The 15,792-nt window shown below is 67.2% G+C and carries 18 protein-coding genes; 3 read left to right on the top strand and 15 right to left on the bottom strand.

What is annotated here, in order from left to right:
* Nucleotides 1–19: 19 nt before the first annotated feature.
* A complete protein-coding gene (locus AB0I03_RS13670) occupies nt 20–901 on the bottom strand; it encodes a hypothetical protein (protein WP_360411495.1) in 882 nt (293 codons plus the stop codon).
* A gap of 133 nt (nt 902–1,034) precedes the next feature.
* On the opposite strand from AB0I03_RS13670, the gene AB0I03_RS13665 reads away from it, so the two are divergent.
* Entirely contained in the window at nt 1,035–2,234 is a 1,200-nt protein-coding gene (locus AB0I03_RS13665; protein WP_360411492.1) for a hypothetical protein, read from the top strand.
* On the opposite strand, the gene AB0I03_RS13660 is transcribed toward AB0I03_RS13665, so the two are convergent.
* The 5 genes from AB0I03_RS13660 to AB0I03_RS13640 are packed head-to-tail and all read right to left on the bottom strand — an operon-like array spanning nt 2,231 to nt 5,340.
* Nucleotides 2,231–3,067: a hypothetical protein gene (locus tag AB0I03_RS13660; RefSeq protein ID WP_360411489.1), complete on the bottom strand. Its 837-nt coding sequence runs from the start codon at nt 3,065–3,067 to the stop codon at nt 2,231–2,233. The genes AB0I03_RS13665 and AB0I03_RS13660 overlap by 4 nt on opposite strands.
* On the bottom strand, nt 3,057–3,923 hold the full coding sequence (locus tag AB0I03_RS13655) for a hypothetical protein (RefSeq protein ID WP_360411486.1): 867 nt from the start codon (nt 3,921–3,923) through the stop codon (nt 3,057–3,059). The genes AB0I03_RS13660 and AB0I03_RS13655 overlap by 11 nt, the downstream gene beginning before the upstream one ends.
* A 5-nt stretch (nt 3,924–3,928) precedes the next feature.
* Complete coding sequence (locus AB0I03_RS13650) at nt 3,929–4,579, bottom strand: hypothetical protein (RefSeq protein WP_360411483.1); 651 nt, start codon at nt 4,577–4,579, stop codon at nt 3,929–3,931.
* A 30-nt stretch (nt 4,580–4,609) separates the two neighbouring features.
* Entirely contained in the window at nt 4,610–5,005 is a 396-nt protein-coding gene (locus tag AB0I03_RS13645; RefSeq protein WP_360411480.1) for a YbaB/EbfC family nucleoid-associated protein, read from the bottom strand.
* A 2-nt stretch (nt 5,006–5,007) separates the two neighbouring features.
* Nucleotides 5,008–5,340 (bottom strand): YbaB/EbfC family nucleoid-associated protein, encoded by a 333-nt coding sequence (locus AB0I03_RS13640; protein ID WP_360411477.1) that lies wholly within the window; start codon nt 5,338–5,340, stop codon nt 5,008–5,010.
* Between the two features lie 172 nt (nt 5,341–5,512).
* Between AB0I03_RS13640 and AB0I03_RS13635 the strand changes: the two genes are divergently transcribed.
* Nucleotides 5,513–6,778, top strand: a complete 1,266-nt coding sequence (locus tag AB0I03_RS13635) for a hypothetical protein (protein WP_360411474.1) — start codon at nt 5,513–5,515, stop codon at nt 6,776–6,778.
* A gap of 17 nt (nt 6,779–6,795) precedes the next feature.
* On the opposite strand, the gene AB0I03_RS13630 is transcribed toward AB0I03_RS13635, so the two are convergent.
* The 8 genes from AB0I03_RS13630 to AB0I03_RS13595 all read right to left on the bottom strand — a co-directional run bounded on the left by AB0I03_RS13630 (nt 6,796) and on the right by AB0I03_RS13595 (nt 13,722).
* Nucleotides 6,796–8,085 (bottom strand): type VII secretion target, encoded by a 1,290-nt coding sequence (locus tag AB0I03_RS13630; protein WP_360411471.1) that lies wholly within the window; start codon nt 8,083–8,085, stop codon nt 6,796–6,798.
* Nucleotides 8,086–8,184: 99 nt separating this feature from the next.
* Nucleotides 8,185–8,817, bottom strand: a complete 633-nt coding sequence (locus AB0I03_RS13625) for a hypothetical protein (protein ID WP_360411468.1) — start codon at nt 8,815–8,817, stop codon at nt 8,185–8,187.
* 175 nt (nt 8,818–8,992) lie between these two features.
* The gene (locus AB0I03_RS13620; RefSeq protein ID WP_360411465.1) at nt 8,993–10,624 is read right to left on the bottom strand and encodes a hypothetical protein; all 1,632 of its coding nucleotides are present in this window, start codon (nt 10,622–10,624) and stop codon (nt 8,993–8,995) included.
* A gap of 17 nt (nt 10,625–10,641) precedes the next feature.
* Nucleotides 10,642–11,412 carry a hypothetical protein gene (locus tag AB0I03_RS13615; protein WP_360411462.1) on the bottom strand — a complete coding sequence of 257 codons (771 nt, stop codon included), beginning with the start codon at nt 11,410–11,412 and terminating at the stop codon, nt 10,642–10,644.
* A 43-nt stretch (nt 11,413–11,455) separates the two neighbouring features.
* Entirely contained in the window at nt 11,456–11,824 is a 369-nt protein-coding gene (locus tag AB0I03_RS13610) for a hypothetical protein (protein ID WP_360411459.1), read from the bottom strand.
* Between the two features lie 178 nt (nt 11,825–12,002).
* The gene (locus AB0I03_RS13605) at nt 12,003–12,761 is read right to left on the bottom strand and encodes a hypothetical protein (RefSeq protein WP_360411456.1); all 759 of its coding nucleotides are present in this window, start codon (nt 12,759–12,761) and stop codon (nt 12,003–12,005) included.
* 59 nt (nt 12,762–12,820) lie between these two features.
* Nucleotides 12,821–13,399 (bottom strand): hypothetical protein, encoded by a 579-nt coding sequence (locus AB0I03_RS13600; RefSeq protein ID WP_360411453.1) that lies wholly within the window; start codon nt 13,397–13,399, stop codon nt 12,821–12,823.
* Between the two features lie 38 nt (nt 13,400–13,437).
* Nucleotides 13,438–13,722 carry a hypothetical protein gene (locus tag AB0I03_RS13595; RefSeq protein ID WP_360411450.1) on the bottom strand — a complete coding sequence of 95 codons (285 nt, stop codon included), beginning with the start codon at nt 13,720–13,722 and terminating at the stop codon, nt 13,438–13,440.
* 608 nt (nt 13,723–14,330) lie between these two features.
* On the opposite strand from AB0I03_RS13595, the gene AB0I03_RS13590 reads away from it, so the two are divergent.
* Complete coding sequence (locus tag AB0I03_RS13590) at nt 14,331–15,167, top strand: YwqG family protein (protein ID WP_360411447.1); 837 nt, start codon at nt 14,331–14,333, stop codon at nt 15,165–15,167.
* Here AB0I03_RS13590 and AB0I03_RS13585 read toward each other — a convergent pair.
* Complete coding sequence (locus tag AB0I03_RS13585; RefSeq protein ID WP_360411444.1) at nt 15,164–15,781, bottom strand: SMI1/KNR4 family protein; 618 nt, start codon at nt 15,779–15,781, stop codon at nt 15,164–15,166. The genes AB0I03_RS13590 and AB0I03_RS13585 overlap by 4 nt on opposite strands.
* Nucleotides 15,782–15,792: the final 11 nt, after the last annotated feature.

The raw sequence follows: 15,792 nt of genomic DNA, 5'->3' as shown, positions 1-15,792 counted from the left end.
TCCAAGGCCCGCAGGCGGATCAGTACTCGATCTGCTTGCGGGCCTCTTCGCGTTTCGCGCTGATGGCCGCGTGCTTCTCGCGCAGCCACGCCACCCGGTTCTCGGCGGTCTCGATCGCGGTCTGCTCGGCCTGCTCGACGAGCACGCCGCGCCGCGCGGCCTCCTCGCGGAAGACCTGGTCCAGGCCCGGCAGCAGGGCCATCACCGGGCCGGTGAAGAACCCGGTCTCGGCCTCCTTCGTGCGGATCCAGCCCTTGTACTCGATCTCGCAGACCACTTGGCGCCGACCGGCTTCGGGGTCGCGGATGGCGAGGTCGGCGACCATCGCCCAGATCGTGAAGATCGCGGACGTGGCCTTCTCGGCGACCCAGCCGCGGCCGGGCACGAGCGGCAGCAGGTTCTCGATGCTCTCGCTGAACGAGTCGGTGGAGAGCTTCTGGATGATGCCGTCCAGGGAACGCGTGCGGATGGCCTTCACCTTGGGCCACTTCGCGGTCGCGCCGTCGAAGCCGACCTCTTCGGGGCCGATGTCGATCGTCCCGAAGTTGTCGAGCAGGCCCAGGAGCATTCCGGTGCCCATGGGGGGCTTGCTGCCCGAGGTGATGAGCTTGCCGAGGCTCCACTGCCACTCCTCCTGCACCGGCGAGGCCGGCAGCGGCAGCCGCTTCAGGAGCTCTTCGAGGTCGCCCTCTTTGAACGCGGTCTTGGCGTCGCTCGCGAAATTGACGGCGCCGTCGCGCTTGTCGACCACGTAACCAGTAGTGGCGTCCACTTTGCTCTTGGCGAGGCCGACGGCGGCGTCGCGCTTCTCCCGGGCCGCGTCGACGCCGACGTCGACGACCAACTTGCCCGCTTCCTGCGCGCGCTGCTTCATCTGCTCAAGGCGGTCTTTCATTCCCATGCGAGCAAGATACAGGTCCGCGGCCAGCGTCGGCGACGCTCATGAGCCGTACCGCGACCGCCCGGTCACCCGGTGAAGCACCCATCGCCTAGGTTGGCTACAGCACCGCGCACGCCCCGGCGAGAGGAGCCCGATGACCGCCCGCGACGACCTGCCCCGCCCGAACGGCTTCGACCGCGGCGCGTACAGCGACCGCGGGGACGCCTACCTCGTGCCGCGACCGCTTCGGGTGGGCGACAACGAGATGCGCGTCCTGAACGAGCGGGTCACGGCGGCCGCGCGCCCGTCGAAGTCCCGTACCGACGCCCTGGGCCTGCCGAACCGCAAGCCGATGCGCGTGGTCGCGAATCCCGACCTCGGGCCGGGGCCGGGCGAGGGCGTCCTGTCGATCGTGGTCGACAGCGGGGCCACCGCGCCGGTGATCGCCGTCGACGGCGTGCCCGTCGCGCTCGGCAACGGCCAGCTCGACCTCCTGCTCCGCGCCGGGCGGCACACCGTGGAGGTGCAGAACACCGCCACCGTCGACCCGGTCGTCGTGCAGATCGCCGAGGGCGGCGCGCACCAGCTCCAGTACTTCGAGGACGGCGTGAGCGGCCACCGCGTCCTCGGCGAACTGCCCGAGACCGCCGAGTTCATCCCCACGAACGCGGGCTGCTGGTCGTGGTTCGTGCTGACCTCCTCGGTCTGCTGCCTGCCGATGAGCGCGGTCATGACCCTCATGCCGACCGAGACCTGGCACTGGGTGTCGGGCCTCGTCCTCGGCGCGGTCGCGGTGGCGCTCATCGCGACCGGCTGGCCCATGTACCGGCGCACGAAGGCCAAGTACCACCGGGACATCGCCGAGCAGCGCCGCGCACTCCCGCGCGAACCCGTCGCATACCAGCCCGACACGATCCTGTTGGGCGCCTTGCCGACCGCGGTCCCTCCGCTGCCGGACGGCATGGCCGCGATCGACCTGCACCTCGAATGCGGCAGGCACCTGTGGGCGGGCCGCCGCAAGGCCGCGCACGGCTCGTTCCTCTCACGCGCCTGGACGCGGCCGCCGCGCGTGCTCATCAACGGCACCGAGCGGCCCGCCGCGTGGGGCCACTGGCGCTATCTGGTTCCCACTGGGGCGTACCAGATCACGGTGGTCGTCGACGGCCGCGCGGTGAACCTCGACGTCCCCGACCGCCACACCGGCAGCCCCGAGAAGCAGCGCGACCTCGTCATCGAAGCCCATGCGGGCCAGGCGATCCCGGTCAAAGCCGAAGCGCACGTGTACGCGATCTGGCGTCCTGCGAAGGGCGACATCGAGACCTTCGAGCCGCGCCTGTGGCTCGAGACCGCTTAGCCGTTCAGGATCGCCGCGTACTTCCGCTGCAGCGCAGCGAGCTTGAGCGTGAAGAGGTGCTCCTGCTCGCTCTTCGCGTCCGCGCCCTGCGTGAGGCCCGGCGTCGCGTACACGAACAGGCCGCCGCGCGCCATCCATACGACGCGGCGCTGGTGCAGCTCGTCCTTCGCCGCCTCCGCCACGGCCTGCGCGGCACCGGAGTCCTTGGCCCACACGGTGACCTGCACCGAGGTGTCGAGGAAGTCGTTGACCTTCCCGGCGATCGCGCGGCCGATGAGGCTCTTCGTGAAGCGCCCCTCCTTGATCACGGGCCTGTCCGCCTTGAACGCCGTCGCCTTCACGAAGGCGCCCGGCGACTCGCACCAGGCGACCTCGTCGGGCACTTCGCCTCGGCTGGAACGGTAGTCGCATACGAGGTCGGGCAGCCGCTCGGTGTTGCGGAGCACCCAGATCCGGTACGGGAGGACCTCGCCGTCCTCGTCGGCGTCGCACACGCACAGGCTCTCGAACGGGATGCCGCCGCGCTCACCGCGCACCAGCGTTCGCACCCGCTGCACCGGCAGGCCGAGCGCCCGCAGCTGTGCGAGCAGCGGCCCCCACTGCGGCAGCGCGAACGCCTCGGCGTCGGACTTCGGGTCGCGGTACTCCAGGCCGTTGGAGCGGGCGTTCCACTGCCACGCTCTCGAGGCCTCGTTGACCAGGTCGACCTTGGTCCGCGTCGCGTCGAGGGTTGCGTCCCCGATGACCAGGTCGGTCACGTAGACGAGGTTGTCGAGCTTCCGCCAGCCCCGGTGCCTGTCCTTCGGGCCGCCGGCCCAGCCTTCACTCGCCATCGCTCACTGCCTCCCAGAGTCGGTGCACCGCAACGAAGCCGTCCAGCAGCGAGACGATGCGCTCCGCGGCGTCGTCGCGGATGCGGTCGGGCACCATCTGGAACACGCACAGCCAGCGGCCCCGGACCGCCCAGTTGTACTCGAACGCCTGCGGCTCATACGGTCGCGCGCCGATTGCCGCGGCCAGATCCAGCGACGTGGTGTGCAGCTTCGGCATCGTCAGCCGGTCGGCCGCGCTCTCGACGGCCTTCGAGAGGCCCCTGCCGAATGCGGTGCGCCGCAACGCGGCAGGCACCTTCACGACGCTGTCCGGTTCGTTCCACGGACCGTTGTAGCGCTGGTACTCGGGCAGCCGCGGGTACCACTCGACGTGGTAGGGCCGCCGCTTCGCCAGCGCGCGGTCGTGGACGACCTCCGGCCCGTGCTCGCGCACCTGTGCACCTGCGCCGCCGCGCACCTGTGCACAGACGAACCGGTACGGCCAGTGCGTGCCGGCCGCGCCGAAGTTGATCGCGTCGAAGCTCGTGAAGGGCACGCCCTGCCACGTGCCGCGGCACAGGCCCGCGGTCTCGTGCAGCGGGAGGTGCAGTGCCCGCATGTCGGCGAGGAACGCCGCGTCCGGCCCGTCGGGCGCGAATCCCGGGGCGGACACGCCGCCCCGGTAGGCGAAGCCGTGCTCGTCCGCGAAGCGGCGCCAGTGCTCGACCCACTCGCGTCCGATCTCGCGCGGCGTCGGCTCGCGCCGCAGGTCGTCCTCGGGGTCGGGGAAGGGGTCGTCGAGGATCTTCACGGCGAGGTCGAGGGTCTTCTCGATCCGCCCCGGCTCCTTGGGGCCGTAGGGGTAATCGGCGTGCATGGCGTCTACTTCCGGTAGCGGCGCAGGTCGATGCCCGAGCCGTCGGCGAACGTGATCCGCCGGTACACCCCGGCCGGTTTGAACCGGCGCAGGATCCGGGTCCGGCGCAGCCGGTCCACCTCGCCCTCGTACCGGTACTGCGGGTCGCGCACCTCGAAGAGCGTCCGGATCGGCACCGGCTCGGTGAACGTGCTGGGGTCCCCTGAGCCGCTGAGGAGCTTCCCGTGGGTGCGCCCGTCCACCGCGACGAACGCGATGCGCCGGTTCGTGAACACCCACAGGCCGCGGCAGCGCAGCTCGGGCGTGATCAGGCGGCCCATGACCGAGTCCCGGCCTTTGCCGCGCAGGACCACGTTGGGGCCCTTGACCTTCTTGCCGGAGCCGCCGGCATCCGCGCCGCTCAGGCCGTCGGCGAGGATCGCCAGGACGATCAGGAGCACCACCGAGCCGACGACCCAGACGAGCGTCAACCAGAGGACCTTCGCGACGCGCCGCAGGACCTGCTCGATCGTCCATGGCGGTCGCGGCACGCCCTCGAACTCGGGCAGCTTCCACTGCGGGATCCAGTCGACGGTCTTCTCACCGGGCTCCAGCCATTGGCGTTCGAGCAGGCCCGGGGAGTCCAGCTGCAGATCGAAGCGGGGGTTTCGCGGCATCGGGGGCCTTTGCTGCCAGGGGGATTGCGGCTAGAGGCCGCGTTCGCGGTCGAACCGGGCGCGCATGTCCTCGGGCAGCGTCCCGCGCACCATGCCCATCACGTCCATGCGGTCGCCGAGGAGCTCTTGGGCCATCTCGGTCATCTTGACGCCGTACTCGGCCTTGGCCTGCTCGATGAGCGCGATGATCGCGGGCGCCAGGGACTGGCGCATCCGCATCGCGTACTCGTCGATGCCGATGTGGGCGACCTTGCCTTCGGCGTCGAGCTTCACGCGCAGGAGGCCGTCGTCCGAGACCACCTCGACCTCGCTCGCCCCCGACTCCTCCGCGAGCCGGTTGTACTTCGCCATCATCTGCTCGGCGTCGGCCTGCATCTGCTCCAGGCGCCGCAGCATCTCCTGGGGGTCGCGGTTCCGGTCGGTCATCGTCACGCCTCCGTCTCGGGGTCGATGCGCTGCAGCCCGCCGCCGAACACGTCTTCTCCGACGGGCATGCCCATGACGCGGGACATCTCCGCGGACAGGCCGGCCTGCACCTTGTGCTCTGCAGCCCTGATGGTCGCGACGATCACTTCGCCGAGTTCGACGCCGCTCAACTCGAACGCGCTGAGCCGCAGGTCGAGCTCCCGGAGGTCCCCGGCAGCGCCGGTGACCACGCGGACGGTCCCGTCCTCGCTCACCGCCTCGCCCTGGGCCTCGACGACGAGGCGCTGAATGTCGCCCGCTTTGCGCTGCATGTCCGCTGTCGGATCCGCGTCCACGGCGCCTCCCTTCGATTCCGCCGCGATCGCACTCCGCCCGCGGTTCACCTGCATGCTAACCGGGTGCCGCTCGCACCCGGACACAGCGTGCGCGGGACCTCGCACCCACCGGGCGGGTCCGATCGGCGCGCCGCCGATACGCTCGGGGATCCCGCGATCATCGAAGGACCGAATGACCACCTCCAAGCGCGGATTCAGCGCCCCCAACAACATCGACGCGATCCCCGAGGCCGCCTACCGGGACGCCGCAGGCCGGCGCTACGAGACGCCGAACGCGCCCGCGCTGCAGTTCGCGACGATCGCCGACTACCGCGAGGGCCGCACCGCGACGCTCTCGCCCAGCGCCGGGAACGGCCTCGTCGACGTCCTCGTCTGCACTGTGGAGTCCATGGACGCCACCGGCGTCCTCCTCCTCGACGGCGTCCCGATCGCGGCGGGCGACGGCCGCTACCAGTTCGAGGTCGCCCCCGGCGAGCACCGGCTGGAAGTGCAGGGCATCGACGCCTCCACCACCGAGTTCAGCATCAATGCGGGCGCCACCGCGCACTTCACGACCGGCCAGGGCTGCGCGGTCCGCCACCAGGTCGACTTCCGCACCCAGCTGTACCGCGTCAAGGACGCCTCCGACTTCGTCCCGGTGCTCTCCCAGAAGGCGGCCAACCGCTCCGGCGCCGGGTGCCTGCTCGCCCTCGCCGGCGTCCTGCTGTGCGTCCTGACCGCGGTCCTCGCCATGTTCGTCGGCGACGACTCGGCCGCCTCGGAGCTCATCGGCATCCCGGCGCTGATCGGCGTCGTCGCGCTCGTCGTCGGCTTCATCTTCGGCGTCCGAACCACCGGGGCACTTCACAAGCGCGCCAAAGCGAACCGGCTCCCCACCGGCCGGACCGCGCCGGGCCGACACGGCGTGCTGACCGGCCAGGCAGTGGCCTTCCCGTCACCGCAGGACGCCAAGGACTGGTCGGCCGAGCGGGCCGTGCAGGGGCCGCTCATGGTCTTCGACCTGCACTTGTTCCGCCTGACCCGCAACGCGGACGGCACCGCCGCGTACACCGGCAGCGGCGAGACCCTGGCCCTCGCCCACGCCGCGGGCGTGCGCGCCTGGATCGACGACGCCGAAGTCCCCTGCGACTGGGCCGCGTGGCACTACCCGCTCGCCGCCGGCGAACACCGCTGCCGGGTCGTGTACGGCGACGACGAAGCCGCGCTCGACTTCACCTTCACCGTTGCCGCGGTGCCCGACATGACCGTGCTGCACGTCCCGATCCGCGTGTTCCGCATCTGGGACGAGCGCACCGGCGCCCTCATCGGGTTCCCGCCGCAGATCGCGCAGGCGGTCACCAAGGTGCCGCAGAGCAAACTCGGCAAGGTCGCCAACACCGACAACGGCAAAGCCGACCAGTGGGTCCCGCTGCGGTTCTGGCCGGGCCCCGGGCAGTGACCGGGGCCCGCCCCGAATCACTTGCCGTCGAGCTGCCCCTGAAGGTTGCCGAACTCGCCGGCGATGTCGCCATCGGCCGTCGAATAGTCCTGCGCGCACTGGCGGAGGCTGGTCGCCGTCGCAGTCTGCGCCGTTGAAAGGTCGCCGATGACCTCGGTGAGGCCCTGGCCGGTGTCGGTGTACTTCTCGGCGAAGATCAGGCCCGGCAGGCCCCAGGTCATGTCCGCGGAGGTGGCCTCCTGGGCGACCGACTTGATCGAGTCGGTGTTGCCGGCGAGGTTGTCGAGCGCCGAAGCGGTGGCCACCAGCTCATCCGGGTCCACGGCCAGCTGCCCGCTGCTGCCGCGCGAGATGCCGCTCTCGTTCGGCATCAACGCGTCCAGTGCGGCGTTCTTCCCGATGTCCTTGCCCTGCATGACCGCCCCGAGCCCGCCGACGGTGGCGATCGAGAGGCCGGCCTTGGCGCCGATCGCCTTCAGGAAGTCCAGGAAACCGCCCGCGCCGCGCAGGATCACCGGGTTGTCGAGGAGGAACTTCCCGAGGAAGCCGTACAGCATGCGGAAGAGGCGGCTGGACTCGGAGAACTTCCGGAACGCGCGGCTGAACATCGAGTACGACTTGTACGCCGCCGAGAGGAGGAAGGTCGCGACGGACGCCCCGAACGTGAACGCGCTGGAGGCCAGGGCCAGGAGCCCCCGCATGATCAGCCAGGACACGAGTTCGGCGATGATCGACCTGATGACCGCTTCGATGGTCTCGGCCAGCAGCTTCGACCACTTCAGGAGCTGCTGCACGCCCTCGACCTCGTGCGCGGCGGCGTAGGCCGAGGCCTCGAGCCCGCCGAGCTGGTCGTACGCGGCGTCCGCGGCCTGGCCGGTCCACGCGGTCAGGTGGCTGTTCACCGCGTCCGCCGTCTCGTCCTTGAGCGCGGTCAGCGCCTCCGCGACCTGGCCCCAGACATCGATCTGGACCTGCATCTCGTCGGGGTCGCCCGAGACCGCGTGCAGCATCTCCTGCAGGGGGTCGACGAGCTCGAGCACGATGCTCAACCCGGCGTTGACGAGTGCGTAGACCGGGTCGCGGACGGCGAGCATCGCGTCGAGGCCGAGGGTGTAGATGTCGCCGGCGAGCCCCGCCGCGGAGGCCATCCGGTTGTCGCCGGCCACCGTGCCGTAGATGTCTTCAGCGGTCTTGTAGACGCTCTTGACTACCGGGGTGCCCTGCGCGATGTCGGTGAGGGTGCCGTCTTCGGTGGGCATGTCGTACTGCGAGATATCGGATCCGTATTGATCGGCATTGCCTGCCATGGCATCAGACTCCAGTGGGCCGGGGATGAACGCTCAGTGTCGCTTCGGGGTCGGCGACCGGCCCAATCTAACGCACTGGAGCAAGCTCCCGGTAGTCCTTCACATCCGGTCGCAGCGGCCCGCCAACTCACGAAGGAACGCGACCTCCGCGTGCAGTCCGCGCTTCCCGCGCCGACGGATCCGGTCCCCGAACGAGACCGCCCAACCGCCCAGCACCGCCCAGGAACGACGGGGCTTCGCGAGCAGCCCGCGTTCGTCGATGAGATGCCGGGCGAAAGCATGGTCGACGGCCGAGACCCGAACCAGCCGCTCGGCCGTCGGATCCTGCAGGTGCACCCTGGATCCCCCTGCGAGCCAACCGCATTCATCGCTCGTCACCACCGGCACCCACTGCCGCACGACAACGGCCGGACGCGGTCGCTGCAGCGGAACCGCGACGAACGCACCGCCCGGATGCAGGCTCTGGTACTGGACGTGGTCCTCACCGAGCGGCACCTTGACGACCCGCTCCCAGGCGATCGCGTGCCCGCCGTCGATCTGCCCGGAGACCACATTCCGCAGCGGACCCGAACCGATCTCACCGAAGGCCCGGGCCATGTGCGGCGCCTGCACGGCCGCGTCGTAGCGCAGCCCCGCCTTCTCCGCGAACCGAGCCGTGCGGCGAGCATGAAGGCGCTGGTCGACCGAATCGACACCGGCGTTCATGAGCCCTTCGAGCAGCATCTCGACCATGTTGTGCTCCTTCGCAATCGGATACGACCCAGTCGCCGTGTTGAGCGCTCCTGCCCCGCCGGGAGCGGCGAGGTTCTGCTCCGGCAGGGCCGCAGTGCCTATCAGCTCGTCGCGCTTTCCATCAGGTATAGAAAGCGGGCCGGACGATGTGGTCATCGTCCGGCCCGGAATCGATTTACGAGTAGGGGTCTTCTTCTTCGTTGCCGATGCCCCAGACGTCCTCGTCCTCGGTCAGCCAGGTGCCGGCCTCTTGCTCGCCTTCACCTTGGCCGCCCATGCCGCGTCCGCCACCGGCGCCGCCCATCATGCCGCCCATACCGCCGCCCATGCCTTTGCCCATGCCCTTGGGGCCACCGGCACCGCGACCGCCGGCACCACGGCCGCCACCGGCACCTGCGCCGGCTCCGCGTCCGCCACCGGCGCCGCCCATCATGCCGCCCATACCGGCACCCATGCCGCCGCCAAGACCGCCGCCGGCACCGGCACCGCCACCGAGGCCGCCACCAGGTCCGCCGCCGCCGGGGAGCCCGCCGCCACCGAGTCCACCACCGCTGAGACCGCCGCCGGAGGCCAGGCCGCCGGAGATGTCGTCAGGGTCGGGAACGTTGGAGTCCCACGGGTTGTCGGAATCGAGACCGCCGGTGTCGATGCCGGGGTTGTAGGTGCCGTTGCCGAGACCGCCACCGGTGCCCGAGCCGAGCCCGGGGGGCGAGTCAGGCGTGCCGAGGTCGCTCGAGAAGTCCCCCGGCGGCTTGGCCGAAGGCATGTCGCCCATGCCACCGGGAATACTCGGCGACCCAGGCGGGGACGGGTTGGTCAGGTTCGGCGGCTGCTCCAGTTCCTCACCGGCGACGATCTCCGGGGGCTTGCCCGGGGTTGCGTCGTAGTCGGTCTCGTTGACGCCGGTTTCCTGGTTGGTCTTGCGAGTGTTGATGTCGTCGGCCGTGCGCTCGGAAGCGGATTTGAGCGCCTCGGCCACGTCTTCGCGCTCGTAGAAGATCCAGTCGTCGAGCTCGCTCTCCGCAATGGACTGGGCTTCAGCCTGGTCCATGCCGTTCTGAACGAGGTAGTTGACGCGGCCCTCTCGCCATTCGTTGGCCGAGACGAACATTTCCTCGCCCCAGTTGGTGTTCCCGTCGCCGGTACCACCGTCGGCAGCGCCACCACCGAACCAGAAAGCCGCCTTCTCGTCGTCCATGATCTCGCAGTCACCGGAGTGCCACGGGGGACGGAAGTGGATCTTGGCGTCACCGCAGCCGCCGTTCTTGACGTAGTACTGCGGTTCGGGGAAGGGAATGTGCCCGCTGTCGCCACCTTGCTGGGCATAGATTTCCTGCCCTGCTTGTTCCAACGAGGTCGCGACACTATCGATTTTATCGACCGTGTCAAAGATCAGCGTCTTCAGCTCATCATTGGTATCGCTGAAGGAGTCGAAGTCATCACCGGTCCAGAACTTCGAGAGCTGCTCAATGTTGTACTTGTGGCGCTCTTCGAAATCGGTGAGGTCCTTGCCGACCTGCTTCCACGCTTCGATCATGGGGTAGATCGCGTGTTTTTCGCTTGGTCGAACCGCAGCGAGAACGGCCTGGAATGTTGCCTCGTCTGGTGCCGCATACCGGTGCCCGGAGTTTTCGAGCTTGAAGCTCGTCCCATCCTGATAGACACCGGCCATCAAGGATTCCCAGTCGGTGTCAGCCTGGGCTCTCCCGAGCGAACAGCCATCGGCATGGCAACGGGTGGTCTGCTGGTAATGCTTCGCTTCGTGCTCTGCCGGACCCTCATGGGTCTCGATCTCTTCTTCCGCCATTGGGGGGCTCCTTCAGATCAGGATTCGAGCTGGCTACTGACTGCTTCGAACATCGTGTAGATGTACTCGTCGGCAACCCAATTGACCAGTTCAGTCCGATCGAATGCGAGTGCAGTACGCGCGTCGATCTCTTCCTGACTCAGTCCATATCGGGCCGCAGCAGTTTGTTCCGCGTCTGTCGGAATCGTCAAGTACACTTCGACGATGTAGTTGCTGGTACGAGCATCTACGATCATCGACCCAGCTTCTCCTGAGCGCTCTCCTTGAGTGCCCATGACGGCATACGCATGGGCTTGGTCCCAATCGCCCTCGAGGTCCTTGTCAATCAGCAAGTCTTCAGCGGTGAGGTCCCGGGCATTGGTTTCGACGTTGTCCCTGTACCAGCCGTCTTGACGCAATCCCCACATGTCATCGACGTGTTCGGTCGAGAGTCCAGGGAACACCGCGAGAGTGACCGACATCCAGTGGATCGTGCCATCCGTATCGGGGACCTCGATCTCAGCTCTGCACGAGACAGCCTCAGTATCGATCGCCGAACCCATGCCGACATGGTTCGGTCCTTCGGCATAGGCGGTCGCTGCAACCTTGTCGCGGATCGGATCGATCGGGAGGACCTCGCACATGTCCCAGCTCGCGACCTGATTGGTGACGTCAGTGAACCCGCTTTCGGAGGTTTCCCCCCCATTGTCCGAGTCGCCGCCGCCGGTCAGGGCCGAGCATCCGGACAGCAACACCAGAGCGGTACCTGCTAGGCCCGCCGAGAACACCTTCATACGCTGCTTGAACATGCCTGGACTGGTTCCTCTCTAGGTTCTGCCCGGACTGACCGGATCACAGTTCGTCGTAGTAGTTGGTCGTGGGGGCTTCCGCGGGAACCGATTCTCCGACACTGAGGTACTGCTCGATCTCGGTGACGTTGGAGTCTTCGGTGTCCGCGTTCTGCTTCACGATCTCGTCGAGCGCTTCCAGCATCTTCTTGATCGTCACTTTGATGTTCTGTATATCTGTCCAGGTCGACGCAAAGCTGGTCTGGTACTCGCTCTTCTTCCCCTCGACTCCTTCGAGCCCGAACGCCGGCATGTAGCTGAGGTCGCCGTCTCGCATCCGCGGGATGATCTGCTCCTCGATGAAGTCGAGGTCAGCTTTGAGGATCCTTTGGAAATCGGCGACAGCTTCCGGATCGAACTCGCGCTGAGACATCAGGGCTCCTTCGGGGGAGGTGGGGGCTCCAGTAGACAGGTTAGTAGCTTGGAATTCAGGTTAGCAAAGCCCCGCAACCGGTGCTTCCCCGAAAGAAGGCCTCGAAATCCAGCAGATGCGGCGAACCGGGGCTGCGTGCGGGCGTCGGGAATGTCGGGTTTCGCGGAGTCGTGAACCGCTACCGGTCCGCCGCTTTCCAAGCCTCCCTTGGCAGTCGCTCAACGAAGCCGGTGACGAGCGCGATGCGGTCGGGCACGGTGGCGAGGCGCAAAGGCTCATGTCGGGCGGCGTAGCACCAGCCGCCGTCGAGCACCAGCACCGTCTTGGCAGGGAACTCCGCCTCGAGCAACCAAGAGCGCACGCTTTTGCTGAGCACCATCTCCGCATATCCGGCATCGGCTCCGACCACGCCGAACTCACGGTCGAACGCCCGGTCTCCGGTCGCGAGCCGCAACCGCCGGTGGATCCACAGCGAGGCCCGCATCCGGTTGCGGCGGGTGATGAGCAGTGGCCCGGCATTGCCCGGCAGGCCGACCGCGACCGCATCGGCCCAGTGGTAGTCCAGTGCCATGCCCAGGGCAGTACGCGGTTGTGCCCGGCGCGGGTTCCCGTTCCGGATCCCGTGCTGCACGACCCAATGACCGGTGGCCGGCCGATGCAGCAGCAGCTTGACGTTCTCCTCGAACGGCGTCGCCGCGATCCCTGCGAACAGCTTGGCGCTGCTGCCTGTAAGCCCCTGTCGTCTTCCGGTGGCGCGAACCGCCTCGACGTTGTCGAGCAGTGCGAACCCGTGCTCGTCTGCCCATCGCGGAACCTCGTGTGCCTGCGTGGCGATGATCCGGGCTCGTCGTCCATAAGTCGCGACGACGGCGACGACAAGTGCCGCGAGCGCTGCCACCACGAGCGCGTTGAACACCGCGGTCCAGTCGATTCCCATGCTCACACCATGGCATCCGAGCCCGCGCGCCTAGAACCCGCTAGCGCTCGCGGCATCGCTCAGCGCCGGGAGAACGCGTGGAGGTCGAGCCCGGAGCCGTCGTGGAAGCGGATGCGGAGGTAGGTGTCGTCGCCTCTGGTCACCCGGTCCTCAAAGTCGAACTGTGTTGATGGGACTTCGATGAGCGCTTCCAGGACGATGCTCAGGTCACCGGACCGGCGCAGCCCGTCAGGGCTCTTCGTGGCCGAAGTGACGCGAACAGCGGCGAAGCCGAACCGCTCGCGCGTGAGGATCCAGATGCCGCTCTTTCGTGGGCCGGTGCCGAGGACGCGGGCGGCCTGGCATGCCCTGCCGTCACCGAAGGCGATGAGACCTGGCGGGTGGCCCTCGAATCGTCGCAGTTCGTTCCAGTACGGGACGCCGCCGGTGACGATTCCCAGCGGGCTGGCGAGTTTCGCCACCGCCCACCCGGTCGCGGTCATGGCCCGCCATGGGGCCGAGGGGTATCCGCGAATCTCGGAGCGGTAGTTCCCGCGTCCGGTCGGGGCGAAGGCGCGCAACGTCTCGCCCGACTTGAGCCATTGGCCAGTGACCAGGCTGCGGGCGTCTTCACGCAGGTCGTACTCGCGGCCGGTCATCTACCGACTTCTCAGCATGCCAAAGCACGAACCATCTGCTAGCCGCGTTGAAAATTCGGTTGGGTCTCTTCAGGTACCAGGCCCATGCCCTCCACGACCTCGACCTCGCGCTCGTCGTCGAATCGGGTTCCGAACCGGAGTCCCAGCTCGGGTATCGCATACATGCCGACTCGGGGTCCGATCGCCTCGAACCCGCGTGCGGAGAGCCCACTGAGCACTTCGCCAAGGGGCGCTGCCAGAATGGGAAGATCGTCCAGGAGGATCTGCCCCTCGTCGTTGATCACCTCGATGTAGTCGAGGCGATCCTGGTCGTCGTAGTCCAAGCTCATGAGCATGTCGAGGTAGAGGTCGGTCTCTCGAGGCCGGGCGGGATCACGCTGCCATGATTCGAACTCGCCGAGTCCTTGCCGGTGCTGCGAGAGGGGCTCCCCGAAGCGCACGAAGGAGAATCCGACGCGCGGGATGATGCGGAAAGGGAATTCGACCCCGATGATGCACCCGTTTCAAGAATCTGTCGCAGTGAACAGAGATCGCATCGGCGAGTCATGCATCGATGCCGGACCTCAGCTGATCTGGCGGATGACGTCACGCCATTCATCCACGGCGCCTCAATCGGCACTCGGTTCGAATCCGATGATCCCGTCGATCAGCTCAGGGTACTTGGGTCCGACCACGGATGCATCGAAGAACCCTCTCGGATCAAGAGTCCCGTGGACCCAGCCCCTCCCAGGATCGGTCCGGGACCGGTGGTCCTTGCCGACTTCGAACACGTAGAGCTCGTAGTCGACGAGGGTGTCAACCCGGAGTCGCCCAGGCGGCGAAGACGGTCACGATCGCGTCTCGCTTCCTCCTTGCGCAGGAACGCGGTCGACTTCAGGCCGATCCGACCGTGCAATTGGATCTGTCACACCGCCATGTCAGTATTAGAGACATGGAGGATCGCGCCGCATTCATCGATGTCGCAACAGAACATCTACCTAGCAATCTTGCTGGGCAATGGATATCGCTGTTGCGTCCGGCACTTACACTTGAGGCCTCTGCGAAGGGGAAGATCGCTGGTCAGCTAGGCGGCGAGCCCCTGCTTCCGGTGGACGCACCGTGGCCAAGCTGGCCGGGGCATGGACCTCTCACCTTCATTGCCGGTCTCGATTGCGCAATGTTGCGAGGGACCGATCTCGAACTGCCCGACAGCGGCTCGTTGCTATTCTTCTACTTCGACGGCCAAGTCGACGGTGATCAGGCATTCGTCAACGGCCGGCTTCCAGAGACTTCCGCTGCGGCGCAGGTGCTCTACTTGGACCAGGATGCGAAGGTTGAATCACGGTCGCATCCTGAAGGGCTCCAGCCTTACTCGCGAGTCCCGCTGCATGCAAGAACCGTCTGGAGCGCTCCCGACGAGGATAGTCCCGCTCTCGCCGATACATTTGACCTCGACGACCCCGAAACGGCCCGGCAATTGGCCGACGATGCATTTGTCGATGCCCTCGCTCCGTGGGACAAGCCGCTCCATCAAGTCGGTGGCTATCCGGCCGAGACCCAAGGTGCCCCCGAGTACGAGGTGGGTGTTGGCAGGCATCCCGAACTAGACAGCGAAAGTCCGGCTTTCATCGAGGTCAGCCGCGAATGGCAACTGCTCCTTCAGATTTCCGAAGATGACGAGGCCGAGATGCACTGGGGCGATACGGGAACTCTGTACTGGTTCATCAGAGCTGAGGATCTCCGGCTTCGACGATTCGACCGCGCTGCCTTCACCTGGCAGAGCGGCTAGGCTTCGAACTCGATGCTCGCCCCGTCCGGAAGGTCTTTGGTCTGCATGTAGATGTCGCCACGGAAGCGCATCAGTTCGACGTCGGTGATCGCACCGAGCTGCTCAGCTTCGAACTCCCCCCCGAATGCGAACGGAACAGGTGGGGCCAACCGTTTACCTACCGGTAGAGGACCGTTGAGTTCCTGCCAGCGCTCGGCGATCGGGGCACCTGTGAAGTACTCGAGATCACCCATGAGTATGCCAGCCCATTCGTAGATGTCGTTACCCATGAATTCCCGGTCCGTTGTCTCCGGGTCGAACTGGTAAAAGCCCTTCGGATGGATCGCGAACTGGAAGCCGAAGATGTCCTCCGCGAAGAACAGCAAATCATCGCCTTCCCCGGCAAACTCCCTACGCCATGTGTCCGTTGCGTTCCACCACAGGCAGTTTCCGCTGATGTTCGCGCCCCATGGACGAACGAAGAGCGCCGGACCAAAGGCGTAGAACCCGTTCTTCTGCATGAGCATCGGCTTCAGCGGTTCGGGAATCTGGACTGCAACCTGCGGAGGCCGTAGCGAAGGCCCCAGCGCGCTACCCCCCTGAGCCAGGAGATCTGCCAAGTCCTGCTGCGCCATAACATGAGCCT

Origin of the sequence: Glycomyces sp. NPDC021274 (assembly GCF_040641195.1) — a bacterium.
Taxonomy (GTDB): Bacteria; Actinomycetota; Actinomycetes; order Mycobacteriales; family Micromonosporaceae; genus Glycomyces.
The sequence above is the reverse complement of the archived record's forward strand: the minus strand, read 5'-3'. Positions and strand labels throughout refer to the sequence as shown.

Bases quoted from the DNA above. Each gene is read 5' to 3' on its own strand.
- AB0I03_RS13620 (WP_360411465.1), bottom strand. From the start codon at position 10,624: ATGGCGGAAGAAGAGATCGAGACCCATGAGGGTCCGGCAGAGCACGAA.
- AB0I03_RS13605 (WP_360411456.1), bottom strand. From the start codon at position 12,761: ATGGGAATCGACTGGACCGCGGTGTTCAACGCGCTCGTGGTGGCAGCG.
- AB0I03_RS13630 (WP_360411471.1), bottom strand. From the start codon at position 8,085: ATGGCAGGCAATGCCGATCAATACGGATCCGATATCTCGCAGTACGAC.
- AB0I03_RS13635 (WP_360411474.1), top strand. From the start codon at position 5,513: ATGACCACCTCCAAGCGCGGATTCAGCGCCCCCAACAACATCGACGCG.
- AB0I03_RS13645 (WP_360411480.1), bottom strand. From the start codon at position 5,005: ATGACCGACCGGAACCGCGACCCCCAGGAGATGCTGCGGCGCCTGGAG.
- AB0I03_RS13670 (WP_360411495.1), bottom strand. From the start codon at position 901: ATGGGAATGAAAGACCGCCTTGAGCAGATGAAGCAGCGCGCGCAGGAA.
- AB0I03_RS13615 (WP_360411462.1), bottom strand. From the start codon at position 11,412: ATGTTCAAGCAGCGTATGAAGGTGTTCTCGGCGGGCCTAGCAGGTACC.
- AB0I03_RS13655 (WP_360411486.1), bottom strand. From the start codon at position 3,923: ATGCACGCCGATTACCCCTACGGCCCCAAGGAGCCGGGGCGGATCGAG.
- AB0I03_RS13585 (WP_360411444.1), bottom strand. From the start codon at position 15,781: ATGGCGCAGCAGGACTTGGCAGATCTCCTGGCTCAGGGGGGTAGCGCG.
- AB0I03_RS13650 (WP_360411483.1), bottom strand. From the start codon at position 4,579: ATGCCGCGAAACCCCCGCTTCGATCTGCAGCTGGACTCCCCGGGCCTG.
- AB0I03_RS13625 (WP_360411468.1), bottom strand. From the start codon at position 8,817: ATGGTCGAGATGCTGCTCGAAGGGCTCATGAACGCCGGTGTCGATTCG.
- AB0I03_RS13660 (WP_360411489.1), bottom strand. From the start codon at position 3,067: ATGGCGAGTGAAGGCTGGGCCGGCGGCCCGAAGGACAGGCACCGGGGC.
- AB0I03_RS13600 (WP_360411453.1), bottom strand. From the start codon at position 13,399: ATGACCGGCCGCGAGTACGACCTGCGTGAAGACGCCCGCAGCCTGGTC.
- AB0I03_RS13590 (WP_360411447.1), top strand. From the start codon at position 14,331: ATGGAGGATCGCGCCGCATTCATCGATGTCGCAACAGAACATCTACCT.
- AB0I03_RS13610 (WP_360411459.1), bottom strand. From the start codon at position 11,824: ATGTCTCAGCGCGAGTTCGATCCGGAAGCTGTCGCCGATTTCCAAAGG.
- AB0I03_RS13665 (WP_360411492.1), top strand. From the start codon at position 1,035: ATGACCGCCCGCGACGACCTGCCCCGCCCGAACGGCTTCGACCGCGGC.